Origin of the sequence: Polycladomyces subterraneus (genome assembly GCF_030433435.1) — a bacterium.
Lineage (GTDB): Bacteria > Bacillota > Bacilli > Thermoactinomycetales > JIR-001 > Polycladomyces > Polycladomyces subterraneus.
This window is the reverse complement of record NZ_JANRHH010000036.1, coordinates 56,558-69,463: the sequence shown is the minus strand read 5'-3', so window position 1 is coordinate 69,463 and position 12,906 is coordinate 56,558. Positions and strand designations below refer to the sequence as shown.

Below are 12,906 nucleotides of genomic sequence, written 5' to 3'. Positions count from 1 at the left end.
GATACAAACAAAAAAGGCGAATCGGTCAGCGAATCGCCAACAAGGTGAAAGTTCCATTTCGGGAGAAGACCAACCTTCAGCACTAAACCGTCCCCTCCCCTTCCAATTCCCCACTCGCATATTTCAAAATCAGCTCCACTGCTTTAGTGGTCACCGGTGCCCCCCAGTCCGCACGGTCGTGATTTTCCATCTTACCGATGTCGCCGATCCCAACGACAAACGGGGCTTCGATCTGATTCAACACATCAACTGTATCTCCATAGATGCGAAGCGGCTCTCGGTGCAACTCATGTCCATCCTTGTCCACCCGGTGATGGACGATATTGCCGTCTTGGTCCAACGCTACATCCACCGGTGTTCCGGACACTCTCCGACTGTCGGATGCCACGGCGATCACCCCCAGCACCTCGATGTCGGGATGATTGGCCACATACTCCAGTGCGCGTTCTCCCCGCCCTTTTTGATTCCACCCACAATCATCGAACATAACCAATACCGGATCGTGCTTGGCAGAACGGATCATCTCCACGATTTCCTCCCCGCTCAGTGGTGTCGGATTTCCCGCCGAGGAAGAGATACACCGTCCTCCCACCTGACGGGCCACTTCCTCGACGGTCGCTTGTGCCACACGATCGCCGTCCGTGATCAGAATCACCTTCCGTTTGGCCATGTTGCTCATCCTTTCGGCTTAAAGATCACCGCCGTCAAGAAACCGAAAATGATCGCTGCGGAAATCCCCGCACTGGTGATCTGGAAAATCCCCGACAACACCCCGATCGGTCCGTGATCCTTTGCCTCCTGTAATGCGCCGTGAACCAATGCGTTGCCGAAACTGGTGATGGGAACAGTCGCACCCGCTCCGGCAAATTTGATAAGAGGTTCGTACAAGCCGATCCCATCGAGAATCGCCCCCGCCACGACCAATATGCTTAACACGTGGGCCGGCGTGAGTGGTGTCAAATCCATCAACAATTGCCCGATCACGCAGATCAATCCACCGATCAAAAAAGCAGTCCAAATCGTACCCACACTTCTTCCTCCTTTTTACAGATGAAACACCAGCCACTGAAATAGCGATCCCGCCACTTTTCCCAGTGCCATGGCCATCAAAAGATGGAGCAAGGCATCCTGCATCGCCAGCCGCTTGGCCAAAATGGGCAACACATTGATCACTTCGGTCAACGCCGCGGCCAACAAACCAATAAAACAACCCGCCAACAGTCCGACTACTGCCGTCAGCCAGATGGGACCGTCAAATGACCATCCTCGCAAATCCAACCACGTTGCCGTTACGGCACCCGCGACGATGGCATATTCGTATGCGTGAATCCGATGAGGGGTCTTGGACCATTGAGCCAGACGCGGTACGATGTCCAACACCGTTATAAAAGCAACAAACCCGCTTCCGACCGCAATCCCGCCTGCAAACCCGATCCCGATTAACGCCGCGTATTGCCAGATGATCATGATTGGGTCCGCTCTTTTTGTTTTTCGTGTTCGATGATATATTGATCCAGGTTTTCCTGATACAAATACATCTCCAACTCCAACGGACTGGGTTCGTCATTTAACCGTCGTTTGAACAGATGGTTGAAAAAGACGATCATCCCGATCCCGATACCCAATGAATACGGAATTTGCAACACCAGCGGTTCGTGTACGCGTTGTCCCGTCATCAGGTAATAGATGCGTTCGTGTACTTCACGCATACTGACATCGGTGTGAAAATTCATAATGGCCAAAGCCGAACCCACGAATAACAACAACCAGACCCCCGCCACCCACCACAGTCGCGGTGTGATACGAACAGTTTGCAATTCGATGATGACTTGCGCCGGACCGATGCTGCGCACGTCAAGACCTGGGAACGCCGATCGGATTCGACGCACTACGTCGATCAGATCCAACACGGCCAGATTTCCGTCTTTGAAGTCTGGCTCAAATACCGGGATCTCCCTGACTGCGGCATAAGGATCATCCACGATGACTTGTGCCACATCACTAAGCCGCAGGATCTGTCCCGGACGCGCGGTCACTTTTTTGCGGAGGCGTACATAGACCATGGAAGACACCCGGGACAACTCCTTTCCTGTCCTAAGTCTTCTGTTTGGAGTTAGTATGGAACGGAACCACTTGGAACATGCAAAGAAAAAAGCACCTCTCGGTGCTCAGATGGTTGACAATCCCGTGGCCCAAATTTCCCGTCCCCATATCTGATCAATCGATCCGAACGCAACGTTTTCCCAGGAGAGCGTCCGAACCCGGCAGTTTCAAAATCCGCTAAGTGAACTTACTTTGCCCGCGCCCTGCGCTCCCCGGTTCGGAACGGCCAAGACTCCTTCCTTGCAAACGGCCTCGACCACTGTGTCAACAGTCCATGACCTCCCGCTATTTTCAATCGTCCATGTTGGTGTCCATTTCTTCTCTCATTTTGCGGATGATCTTCTTTTCCAAACGGGACACCTGGACTTGCGAGATACCCAACCGCTCTGCCACTTCCGACTGTGTCTGGTCCTTGTAATAACGCAGGTACACGATCAGCCGTTCCCGCTCATTCAAACGATCGATCGCTTCCCGCAGCGCCATGGTGTCGAACCATGCATGTTCCGCCTCATCGGAAATCTGATCCATCAACGTAATAGGGTCTCCATCGTTTTCATACACCGTTTCGTGAATGGAAGCGGGAGACCGATTGGCTTCCTGCGCGAAAACGATCTCTTCTGGCGGCACCTGCAATATATCAGCGATTTCCTGAACGGTCGGTGCCCGTCCCAATTCTTTAGCCAAATCATCCTTCACTTTTCGAATGCGGTTGGCCAGCTCCTTGAGGGATCGGCTCACTTTGACCATCCCGTCGTCACGAAGAAAACGTTGGATCTCGCCGATGATCATCGGTACCGCATACGTTGAAAATTTCACCTCATATGACAGGTCAAATTTGTCAATCGCTTTGAGCAGCCCGATCGAACCGATTTGAAACAGGTCCTCCGCTTCATATCCCCTGTTCATGAACCGCTGAACCACCGACCACACGAGGCGGATGTTGTGCCGAACCAACCGGTTGCGCGCTTCTTCATCTCCATCTTGGCTCATCTGAATCAACCTTTTGACCTCTTCATCCGACAGGTGGGGGTGCTTGGCGTTGCGTACGTCCGCATCCATGGGCAACCCTCAATTGCTCATCGTTTGATGATGGGTTTTGAGCTGCTTGACCAACCGTACCGTCGTACCGTAACCGGGGCGTGAGAGGATTTCTACTTCGTCCATAAAATTTTCCATGATGGTAAATCCCATACCGGACCGCTCCAGCTCCGGTTTGGATGTATAAAGCGGTTGGCGTGCCTGATGGATGTCCGGGATCCCCACCCCGCGATCCTCGATCACGATGCTGACCTTGGAACCTTCGATTTCGGTCCGGATGGTGATGATGCCGTCCTCCCGTTCCTCATATCCGTGGATGATGGCATTGGTGACCGCCTCGGACACCACGGTTTTGATATCTGTCAACTCCTCCATCGTCGGGTCCAGTTGCGAGATGAAGGAAGCGACCGCCACCCGAGCAAAAGACTCGTTTTCCGACCGGCTGGCAAACCGCAATTCCATGAAGTTATTATGTATGCGGTTCATGATGCCACCTCACAAGCCGAAATCGCCGCCTGTTCACTGTCATATCGTTCTAATATTTTAAATAATCCAGACAACTCGAATAAGCGGGTGATCGACGGATGGACGGCACACAACACCATCTTCCCTCCGAGTTGAGAAATCCGTTTGATCCGTCCCAGAATGACACCCAAACCGGAACTGTCCATGAAGGTCAGTTGGGACAAGTTCAATACCAAATCCGTATATAATCCGGTTAACAGCTCCTCTTCAATCCGGGTTCTTACTTGTTCAGCAGTATGATGGTCTAATTCTCCCGACAACCGCACGACCAATATATGACGGTGCCGCACCACTTCAACGGCGAAGCTCAATAATCCTCACTCCCCTCTTTTTTCCACCCACTATTTCTACAGCCTGGTGATTCTTTCCTTCCCGCTGACAAAAGAACAAAAAAATCGGGGACATTTGTCACCCGATCGAATGAAATGTGCCCCGTCAGGAAGTGGACGGGGAGCTTGCCTTTTCCGGAATCCACAACACCGATTTGCTCACCCGTTTCCACGTCGCCCACAAACCGGCACGCGAGATCGGCAGCGGGCTGTTCAATGCCATTCTACTGACAATCCGCCCGTCCTTGACGATTTGAATCTCACCGATCTTTTGCCCTTTGGCCACCGGGGCATTCAACTCTTCCCACACAATGCGGCGTTGGTATTGTTGCGGTTTGTCTCCCTTTTTCATCAGGATACTCAGCGGATACGGCGCTTTGACACGAATCTTTCCGGGATCCCCTTTCTCCACCCGGAGTTCGGCGATCGAATCACCTTTGCGGTAGATCAACCGGTTGGTGTATTGCGAATAAGCAAAATCCAACATACGGGACACTTCATGGTTGCGCGCCTTGGCATTCGGTTCCCCCATCACGACGGCAATGACGCGGAAGGTGCCTTTTTTGGCGGATGCGGACAAGCAGAATTTCGCCTCCGAGGTATACCCGGTTTTCAGTCCGTCCACACCGGGATAAAATTTGACCAATCGATTGGTATTGACCAACCAGAAAGGCTTCGAAGTACCCTGCCGGAGATAATCTTCGTAAATCCGTGTGAAATTGGTGATCTCCGGATGTTTCAGCAACTCCCTGGACATGATGGCAATATCATGTGCGGTGGTGACATGCCCTTCCTCCGGAAGACCGTTCACGTTGCGAAAATGTGTATCCCTCATCCCCAAGGCTTGTGCGCGTTGATTCATCTCGTTGACAAATGCTTCTTCAGTACCACTGATATGTTCCGCCAGGGCAACGGATGCATCGTTGGCCGACGCCACTGCAACCGCCTTCAACATATCCCTCACCGTCATACGTTCACCGGGCTCCAAATAAATTTGCGAACCGCCCATTTGCGCCGCATGTTCGCTGACGCGGACGAGGTCGCCATACTTGATCTTTCCCTGATCCAGCGCCTCCAGCACCAACAGCATCGTCATGATTTTGGTAATCGACGCAGGCGGCAGTTTTTCGCGCCCGTTTTTTTCATACAGAATGGTACCCGTATCCGCGTCCATCAGGATGGCGGAACGAGCTTGGGGTGCCAAATCGCGCTCTTCCGCAAACGCGCGCGGCATCATTCCCGATAACAACAAAGCAAACATCAAAACGGACAACATGATTCGAGATCGCATGGATCTTCCCTCCTATCCTGACTAGCTTTAGTGTGAGCGGCGGATAGGAGGATTATTCCAACGATCTGCCACTTTTAACCACGATGATATAAATAGGTAAGATACGGGTCTTTTCGTTTCTCAGTCCGGACTGTGTCGTCCCATCGCCGTTGGATCGATGTGTAACGACCGGAGGAGGACCATACTTTACGAGCCATCCGGAAAAATTTGGGTGGCGCGGCCAGCCGGGAGCATAATGCTACATATTCCGATGGCCGGAGCGGATATTCTTTGTGATAGCCGTCCAAAAAACGCGACATCTCCTGCTCTGGCCATCCGTGTCGCGGAAAATGATACTGCATCAATTGAGCCAAATCCCGAACCCGGTCATCCCAAGCCATGCGCTCGTAGTCAATCAACCACACCTGCTTTTTCTCATCCGTGAGGATGTTTTCATGATGAAGACTGCCGTGACACAATACGCTGACCGGCCCGTTCCCCGATCGTCGCCATTCCTCTGCACGTTTCCACGACTGCCAGGCAAGTTGCAGACGATATTCCAAAAAAGAGAGGTGCTTCATCCCATCAACAGGGGTAGCCCAACCAGTACGTACGTTGCTGAGCCAACGCCACTGCGCCATCAAATATTTCGGCCACAAACCGTGTTCCTGTCGCCGCGAAGGGCATCGGTGATGGCGATAACGCTTGAAACAGGCATGATATTGTGCCAACGCACAAGCGGCCGATCTCAACCAATCGTGTTGCCGGGGCGACACCTCTTCTACGTTTTGCAACCACTCTTCCATGTAATAGGGTTGATCTCGATGTATCACCAACCACTGACCACCCTTAGTCGGAATCGGTGCAGGCAGACGGGTGAACCCCCTTTTCTTCACATGCTCCACTACATGGGCAATAAAGTCGAGGTCTTTCATCTTGCGGGCATTTTTAAACGCATACACACCTTGATCAGTTTCCACCCGATAGGCTGCGCGTACCTTTTCCAAGCGGGTAACACGAATGGAATAATGATTCTCGATCAACATCCGCACTTCCAACGGCTCTATGGTGACATCCGCGCGTAGCATTAGGCCCCTCCTCCACACATCGGACATTATTATTTATGTGTATGTTCCGAGAGGAGATGGGTTCATGACCCCGTTTGAGCAAAGATAAAAAAAGGGAACCCAACGGTTCCCCGAACAATATCTCATATATTTACGATTCCGTTTCGATCCACGATGTGGCGGACCAACTTCGGCGCCATCACCGATTGCTTTGATATTTCGTATGCCGCCAATACCTGCGCCTTCACTTCGTCAATGCGCGACAAATCATTGGCATGGAGCGTAGCGAGCGGTGTTCCCTTTTGTACCGCATCCCCGATTTTTTTGTGGAGAACGATGCCCACCGCGTGATCGATCCGGTCTTCCTTGGTGGCACGTCCCGCTCCCAGCTTCATCGCCGCCAAGCCGATCTCTTCCGCTTGCAGAGCGGATACCGCCCCTTCAACCGGGGAGACTACCTCGATCCGATGTTGCGCTTGCGGTAGCCGTTCCGGATGGTCCACAACGTCGGCATCTCCCTGTTGTGCCCGAATAAACGCACGAAACTTCTCCAATGCAGCGCCGTCTTCCAATTTGGATGCCAACAGGGCACGCGCTTTCGTATACGTAGACACCACCCCGGCCAGTAACACCATCTGCGCTCCCAGCGTCAAACTCAGCTCAGTGAGATCCGCCGGTCCCTCACCGCGCAGGGTGTCGATCGCCTCCTTCACTTCCAACGCGTTGCCCACAGCAAACCCGAGCGGCTGGTTCATATCGCTGATGACGGCCACCGTTTCCCGACCTACTTGGGTGCCGATGGACACCATCGCCTTGGCGAGTCGGATGGCATCCTCTTCTTTTTTCATGAAAGCGCCGTGACCCGTTTTCACATCCAATACAATCGCATCGGCACCACCTGCGATTTTTTTGCTCATGATGGAGCTGGCGATCAAGGGGATGGAATCGACCGTCGCCGTCACATCACGCAGCGCGTACAGTTGTTTGTCCGCCGGTGTCAGGTCGGCCGTCTGACCGGTTACGGCGATGCCAATCTCATTCACTTGACGAACAAACGCTTCTCGCGTCAGCGAGGTGGCGAAACCGGCGATGGATTCCAGCTTGTCGATCGTTCCCCCGGTGTGCCCCAAGCCGCGTCCAGACAATTTGGCTACAGGAACCCCGGCGGCGGCTACCAACGGCCCCACAACCAGGGTCGTTTTGTCCCCTACGCCTCCCGTGCTGTGTTTATCCACTTTTTTGCCGCGAATCGAGGTAAGATCCACTTGCTCCCCGGAGAGAACCATCGCCATGGTCAGATCAGCCGTCTCCCGATCGGTCATGCCATTGAAGTAGACCGCCATCGCCCAAGCGGACACCTGATAGTCTGGAATCTCCCCTTTGGCATATCCCCGGATAAGGAATTCGATCTCTTCCGTCGTCAATGCTTGTCCATCCCGCTTTTTGCGAATGAGGTCCACTGTGCGCATCAAACGGTCACCTCTTCGATGATGCCCTTCACCAACCGGATAAATCGGGGCCGCGTTCGGTTGGCCACCTCCACCACCTGTTCATGCGTCAGCGGTTCCAGTTCCTCACCGATGGCCATATCGGTGATGCAAGAGATGCCCAACACGCGCAGACCGGCATGGTTGGCCGCGATCACTTCCGGTACGGTGGACATACCGACGGCGGAACCGCCCAGATTGCGCAGCATGATCAGCTCGGCCGGTGTCAGGTAGGTAGGGCCGCTCACACCCGCATACACGCCTTTTTGTACGCGTACATCCAGCCGTTCGGCTACCTTTTCGGCCAACTGCACCAATTCCGGATCATATGCACGCGACATATCCGGGAAACGCGGACCCAACTCCGGTATATTGGGGCCGATCAGCGGGTTGTCTCCGGTCATGTTCAGGTGGTCGGTGATGATCATCAGATCTCCGGGTTCAAACGACGGATTCATCCCGCCTGCGGCATTGGTGGCAATCAGCGTGGTGACACCGAGGAATTTCATCACGTATACGGGAAACACCACTTCCTGCTGGGTGTAGCCTTCGTAATAATGAAAACGGCCTTGCATAGCAACCACGTTTTTGCCTGATAGCTTGCCGATCACCAATTGTCCCGCATGCCCTTCCACCGTCGACACCGGGAAGTGCGGGATGGTTTCATACGGGATCTTGACCGCGTCTTCGATCTCGTCGGCCAACACGCCCAGGCCGGAACCCAGAATCAACCCGATTTCTGGGCGGACAGCGGTTTGTTTTTCGATGTATGCTTGGGCTTCGTGGATTTGTTGCAATCGGTTCGTCATCTCGGTTCCCCCTCTGCATTCACATCTGGTTCAAAATGCCTTTGACCAACCGAATAAACTTCTCTTTTACCCGTTCCGCTGTTTCCATCACTTCTTCATGGCTGAGCGGTTGGGGCAAAATGCCGGCGGCCATGTTGGAGATGCACGAGATGCCCAGTACCTCGATGCCCGCGTGACGGGCCACAATCACTTCCGGAACGGTGGACATGCCGACCGCGTCCGCTCCCAGCTTGCGCAGCATGCGAATTTCGGCCGGCGTCTCATAAGAAGGTCCGAGCAATCCGGCATACACTCCCTCACGCAGGCGCAATCCTTGTTCCTTCGCGACCGTTTGTGCCAATTCGCGCAGAGATGCCGCATATGCCTCCGACATGTCCGGAAAGCGGACGCCCAGTTCGGGATGGTTGGGACCGATCAGTGGATTGCGCCCTGTCAGGTTGAGATGATCACGGATCAGCATCAGATCACCGGGTTCAAACGATTCATTCACTCCACCAGCCGCATTGGTGACGATCATGCGGCGTACACCCAGCGCTTTCATCACCCGGATCGGGAATGTTACTGCTGTCAGAGGATACCCTTCATACAGGTGGAAACGGCCTTGCATCGTGATGACCGATTTGCCTTCCAGCTTGCCGATCACCAGTTGTCCTGCATGCCCTTCCACCGTCGACACCGGGAAATGCGGGATGGTTTCATACGGGATCTTGACCGCGTCTTCGATCTCATCGGCCAGCACGCCCAGGCCGGAACCCAGGATCAATCCAATTTCCGGGCGGACCGTCAAACGCTCTTCGATGAACTCAGCCGCTTCTTTGATTTTTTTCAGCATCTCTTCCATGTCTTTCTCTCCTCTCCCATCACAATTGGAAACGCAATTCACCCAGAAAACTGCGGCCGTGTTTCGGCATCTTCACACCGAAGTTGTCGGCGATGGTCGCTCCCACATCGGAGAATGTTTCGCGAATGCCCAACGATTTCCCTTCTTGTACAAGTGTCGGGCTCCACACCAACAGCGGTACATATTCACGTGTGTGATCGGTGCCGGTGTGTGTGGGATCGTTCCCGTGATCAGCCGTGATGATCAATAGATCGTCTTCTCCGCATGCGGACAAAATCTCCAGCACCCGCGCGTCAAACTCCTCCAAGGCTTGGGCATATCCTTCAGGATCGCGACGGTGACCGTATTTGGCGTCAAAATCAACCAGGTTGACAAACGCCAAGCCGCGGAATTCTTCATTCAACACATCCAGCAACCGGTCAACGCCGTCCATATTGGATTTCGTTTTGATCGCCTGCGTCACACCTTCTCCGTCGTAGATGTCGGAGATTTTGCCGATCGCAATGGAGTCCCATCCTGCTTCGGCCAGATGGTTCATCACCGTCGCGTGCGGCGGTTTGATCGAATAGTCCCGCCGGTTGGCCGTACGAGTAAAATGCCCCGGCTCACCCACGAACGGTCTCGCGATCACACGGGTAACCGAGAACCGCTCGTCCAATGTCAGCTCACGCGCGATCTCGCAAATTCGATACAACTCCTCCAGTGGGATCACTTCCTCGTGTGCCGCCACTTGGAACACACTGTCAGCCGACGTGTAGACGATGACATCCCCGGTTTTCATGTGTTGCTCGCCCAACTCTTCGATAATGGCCGTGCCGGATGCCGGTTTGTTGCCCAGCACCTTGCGGCCGATCCGCTTTTCAAAAGCGGTGATCAATTCTTTCGGGAACCCGTTTGGATAGGTTTTGAACGGAACGGTAGTATGAATACCCATGATTTCCCAATGGCCGGTCGTCGTATCTTTTCCCGCGGAGACTTCCATCATCTTGCCGTAATGCGCCCGGGGTTGTTTCACTGGCGGAATCCCCTGTACCGGCTCGATGTTACCCAATCCCAGCTCCTTCATGTTCGGCATATGCAAACCGTTGCGATACTCGGCGATATGTCCGAGGGTATTCACCCCCTCATCCCCATAGTCCGCCGCATCCGGCAGGGCGCCGATGCCCACGCTGTCCAAAACAATCAACGCTACGCGTTTGAACCGTTTCATCTCCGATTCACCATCCCATCCACATTTCTGAACAAAAAAGCCCGCTCGGGCAAACCGACCCTTGCGGCTTTCATTCCCCCAACCAGTAAAACAGAAGGAGGCGCTCTTTCATCCCCATCTCATCAGATGGACGGGGAACCATTTGCTGAGCGAACACTTTCACGGCCCGCCCATTCGGTTCTCGGTAGCGCGGCTTGGGTTCCAGCAATAGGCCGAAAAACGTGATCACCTGATAAAACAACAGCGTGAGTAGGAAGAACAGAAGAAAAAACTTGCCCCACTCCACCCAGCGTCTAAGCGAGATGATCATGGAACCTCGTCCCTTCCGGCAGTTTCCTTACATCGTATGGAACCCCAGCCGCGTTTATGCCTTATCTCGTCAAAGCCTGTCCCATCACGTCATCCAATGGCGTATACGGGAGATTGAGGCTTTCAGCCACCGCTTGGTAGGTAACGTGACCTTGAATCACGTTGACGCCTTTGGCCAACGGACGACTGTCTCGAAGCGCTTGTTCCAACCCTTTGTTGGCGATTTGCACCGCGTACGGAATCGTGACGTTGGTCAGCGCGATCGTCGATGTCCTCGGTACGGCCCCCGGGATGTTGGGCACCGCGTAATGCACCACGCCGTGTTTCACATAAATCGGATCGCTGTGCGTCGTGACCCGGTCGATCGTTTCGATGGACCCGCCCTGGTCGATGGCGACATCCACGATCACCGATCCCGGCGTCATCGTTTTCACCATTTCTTCGGTGACCAGCCGGGGAGCACGCCGACCCGGGATTAGCACCGCACCGATCAGCAGATCCGCTTTTTTCACGGCTTGGGCGATGTTGTAGCTGTTAGACATCAAGGTGCGCAATTGGCCGTGGAAAATGTCGTCCAACTGACGGAGCCGATCCGGATTGATATCGAGCAACGTCACATTCGCCCCGAGTCCCAATGCCATTTTCGCCGCGTTGGTACCCACGACACCACCGCCGATGATCACCACTTCCCCTGGTAAAACACCCGGGACACCACCCAACAGAACACCTTTGCCACCTTTGGGTTTTTCCAGGAACTGTGCACCGATCTGTACCGACATGCGACCGGCCACTTCACTCATCGGTGTCAACAATGGCAGAGAACCATTGTCCAGCTGAATCGTTTCATAAGCGATGGCCGTCACTTTTTTCTCCATCAGTGCCTGAGTCAGCTCCGGCTCAGGAGCCAGATGGAGATAGGTAAACAGAATCAGCCCTTCGCGGAAATAGCGATATTCGGACGGTTGCGGCTCCTTTACCTTCAATATCATGTCGGCAGAAGACCAAACCTGCTCAGCGGAGTCCAATATCTTGGCTCCGTGCTCCACATAATCTTCGTCGACAAAACCGCTTCCTTCACCGGCACCTTTTTCAATCAGCACCTCATGTCCTGCGAGTACCAATGCGTCCACGCCGGCGGGTGTGATCGCGACGCGGTTCTCGTTGTTCTTGACCTCTTTGGGTACCCCGATGATCATGCGAGTCCAGCCTCCTTTGGTATGTTTATCATACCACCAGACACGGGTCAATCATACAGCAATAAGAATGGGATTCTTGAATGCAGGGGGGAGTGATCATACGGGATGTACCCGGATACCCGCTTTTTGTAAACGTTTTCTTTTTTTATCTAAGACAAAAAAAGCTAAAACCCAAAACGTGAGATCCGACGGGGATCTCACGTGACTTTGGAACCAACCAATTTTTTCGGATCTTTCACTTTATCTTTGCAGCGATGACAGATCCCGTGAAACGTCAAACGGTGGTCGATGATCTGAAAATCGAATTCCCGTTCCACACGTTCTTCAATCGGTCCCAACCAATCATCCACAATTTCATCCACCGTACCGCAGTTCAGGCAGATCAAATGGTGATGATGGTGCTCCGCTCCTTCGGCGCGGAACTCATACCGGGTGACACCATCGCCCAAATTCAGCTTGTGGATGATCTGCAATTCACTCAACAGTTCCAATGTCCGATAAACCGTAGCCAAGCCGATTTCCGGTGCCTTCTCTTTCACCAACAGGTAGACATCTTCCGCGCTCAAATGGTCATCCTCGTTTTCCAACAGTACGCGGACCGTCGCTTCCCGTTGGGGGGTTAATTTGTAGTTATGGGCAGATAGCTGTTGTTTGATGCGATTTACCCGTTCTTCCACATCCACACCCCCCACTGCATTTCCTGTCCTCATTATATGGGAGGT

At 53.5% G+C, this 12,906-nt stretch carries 16 protein-coding genes; all 16 read right to left on the bottom strand.

Annotated elements, in window-relative coordinates; genetic code table 11:
• Positions 1-82: 82 nt before the first annotated feature.
• Entirely contained in the window at positions 83-670 is a 588-nt protein-coding gene (gene spoVAEA, locus NWF35_RS09475) for a stage V sporulation protein SpoVABEA (protein ID WP_301238817.1), read from the bottom strand.
• Between the two features lie 5 nt (positions 671-675).
• Positions 676-1,029: a stage V sporulation protein AE gene (gene spoVAE, locus NWF35_RS09470; protein WP_301238816.1), complete on the bottom strand. Its 354-nt coding sequence runs from the start codon at positions 1,027-1,029 to the stop codon at positions 676-678.
• 15 nt (positions 1,030-1,044) lie between these two features.
• Positions 1,045-1,467 (bottom strand): stage V sporulation protein AB, encoded by a 423-nt coding sequence (locus NWF35_RS09465; RefSeq protein WP_301238815.1) that lies wholly within the window; start codon positions 1,465-1,467, stop codon positions 1,045-1,047.
• On the bottom strand, positions 1,464-2,063 hold the full coding sequence (locus tag NWF35_RS09460) for a stage V sporulation protein AA (RefSeq protein ID WP_301238931.1): 600 nt from the start codon (positions 2,061-2,063) through the stop codon (positions 1,464-1,466). The genes NWF35_RS09465 and NWF35_RS09460 overlap by 4 nt, the downstream gene beginning before the upstream one ends.
• A gap of 331 nt (positions 2,064-2,394) precedes the next feature.
• A complete protein-coding gene (gene sigF / locus NWF35_RS09455) occupies positions 2,395-3,162 on the bottom strand; it encodes an RNA polymerase sporulation sigma factor SigF (RefSeq protein WP_301238814.1) in 768 nt (255 codons plus the stop codon).
• Positions 3,163-3,171: 9 nt separating this feature from the next.
• On the bottom strand, positions 3,172-3,627 hold the full coding sequence (gene spoIIAB, locus NWF35_RS09450) for an anti-sigma F factor (RefSeq protein WP_301238813.1): 456 nt from the start codon (positions 3,625-3,627) through the stop codon (positions 3,172-3,174).
• The gene (gene spoIIAA / locus NWF35_RS09445; RefSeq protein ID WP_301238812.1) at positions 3,624-3,977 is read right to left on the bottom strand and encodes an anti-sigma F factor antagonist; all 354 of its coding nucleotides are present in this window, start codon (positions 3,975-3,977) and stop codon (positions 3,624-3,626) included. Before spoIIAA ends, spoIIAB begins: the two co-directional genes overlap by 4 nt.
• A 124-nt stretch (positions 3,978-4,101) precedes the next feature.
• Positions 4,102-5,286, bottom strand: coding sequence for a D-alanyl-D-alanine carboxypeptidase family protein (locus NWF35_RS09440; protein ID WP_301238811.1), 1,185 nt, complete (start codon positions 5,284-5,286; stop codon positions 4,102-4,104).
• A gap of 74 nt (positions 5,287-5,360) precedes the next feature.
• Positions 5,361-6,353 (bottom strand): phosphotransferase, encoded by a 993-nt coding sequence (locus NWF35_RS09435; protein ID WP_301238810.1) that lies wholly within the window; start codon positions 6,351-6,353, stop codon positions 5,361-5,363.
• 122 nt (positions 6,354-6,475) lie between these two features.
• Positions 6,476-7,801 carry a pyrimidine-nucleoside phosphorylase gene (locus NWF35_RS09430; protein ID WP_301238809.1) on the bottom strand — a complete coding sequence of 442 codons (1,326 nt, stop codon included), beginning with the start codon at positions 7,799-7,801 and terminating at the stop codon, positions 6,476-6,478.
• The gene (locus NWF35_RS09425; protein ID WP_301238808.1) at positions 7,801-8,628 is read right to left on the bottom strand and encodes a purine-nucleoside phosphorylase; all 828 of its coding nucleotides are present in this window, start codon (positions 8,626-8,628) and stop codon (positions 7,801-7,803) included. The genes NWF35_RS09430 and NWF35_RS09425 overlap by 1 nt, the downstream gene beginning before the upstream one ends.
• Positions 8,629-8,647: 19 nt before the next feature.
• Entirely contained in the window at positions 8,648-9,460 is an 813-nt protein-coding gene (locus tag NWF35_RS09420; protein WP_435873873.1) for a purine-nucleoside phosphorylase, read from the bottom strand.
• A 28-nt stretch (positions 9,461-9,488) separates the two neighbouring features.
• On the bottom strand, positions 9,489-10,679 hold the full coding sequence (gene deoB, locus NWF35_RS09415; protein WP_301238806.1) for a phosphopentomutase: 1,191 nt from the start codon (positions 10,677-10,679) through the stop codon (positions 9,489-9,491).
• Positions 10,680-10,749: 70 nt separating this feature from the next.
• Positions 10,750-10,989, bottom strand: a complete 240-nt coding sequence (locus tag NWF35_RS09410) for a DUF4227 family protein (protein ID WP_301238805.1) — start codon at positions 10,987-10,989, stop codon at positions 10,750-10,752.
• Positions 10,990-11,050: 61 nt separating this feature from the next.
• Positions 11,051-12,184: an alanine dehydrogenase gene (gene ald / locus NWF35_RS09405; protein WP_301238804.1), complete on the bottom strand. Its 1,134-nt coding sequence runs from the start codon at positions 12,182-12,184 to the stop codon at positions 11,051-11,053.
• A 197-nt stretch (positions 12,185-12,381) separates the two neighbouring features.
• Positions 12,382-12,861 carry a ferric iron uptake transcriptional regulator gene (gene fur, locus NWF35_RS09400; RefSeq protein WP_301238803.1) on the bottom strand — a complete coding sequence of 160 codons (480 nt, stop codon included), beginning with the start codon at positions 12,859-12,861 and terminating at the stop codon, positions 12,382-12,384.
• Positions 12,862-12,906: the final 45 nt, after the last annotated feature.

What these genes read in the sequence shown, in the direction of transcription:
- sigF (WP_301238814.1), bottom strand. Translation starts at nt 3,162, where the DNA reads ATGGATGCGGACGTACGCAACGCCAAGCACCCCCACCTGTCGGATGAA.
- ald (WP_301238804.1), bottom strand. Translation starts at nt 12,184, where the DNA reads ATGATCATCGGGGTACCCAAAGAGGTCAAGAACAACGAGAACCGCGTC.
- NWF35_RS09420 (WP_435873873.1), bottom strand. Translation starts at nt 9,460, where the DNA reads ATGCTGAAAAAAATCAAAGAAGCGGCTGAGTTCATCGAAGAGCGTTTG.
- NWF35_RS09410 (WP_301238805.1), bottom strand. Translation starts at nt 10,989, where the DNA reads ATGATCATCTCGCTTAGACGCTGGGTGGAGTGGGGCAAGTTTTTTCTT.
- spoIIAB (WP_301238813.1), bottom strand. Translation starts at nt 3,627, where the DNA reads ATGAACCGCATACATAATAACTTCATGGAATTGCGGTTTGCCAGCCGG.
- NWF35_RS09435 (WP_301238810.1), bottom strand. Translation starts at nt 6,353, where the DNA reads ATGCTACGCGCGGATGTCACCATAGAGCCGTTGGAAGTGCGGATGTTG.
- NWF35_RS09430 (WP_301238809.1), bottom strand. Translation starts at nt 7,801, where the DNA reads ATGCGCACAGTGGACCTCATTCGCAAAAAGCGGGATGGACAAGCATTG.
- NWF35_RS09425 (WP_301238808.1), bottom strand. Translation starts at nt 8,628, where the DNA reads ATGACGAACCGATTGCAACAAATCCACGAAGCCCAAGCATACATCGAA.
- spoVAEA (WP_301238817.1), bottom strand. Translation starts at nt 670, where the DNA reads ATGGCCAAACGGAAGGTGATTCTGATCACGGACGGCGATCGTGTGGCA.
- NWF35_RS09440 (WP_301238811.1), bottom strand. Translation starts at nt 5,286, where the DNA reads ATGCGATCTCGAATCATGTTGTCCGTTTTGATGTTTGCTTTGTTGTTA.
- NWF35_RS09465 (WP_301238815.1), bottom strand. Translation starts at nt 1,467, where the DNA reads ATGATCATCTGGCAATACGCGGCGTTAATCGGGATCGGGTTTGCAGGC.
- deoB (WP_301238806.1), bottom strand. Translation starts at nt 10,679, where the DNA reads ATGAAACGGTTCAAACGCGTAGCGTTGATTGTTTTGGACAGCGTGGGC.
- NWF35_RS09460 (WP_301238931.1), bottom strand. Translation starts at nt 2,063, where the DNA reads ATGGTCTATGTACGCCTCCGCAAAAAAGTGACCGCGCGTCCGGGACAG.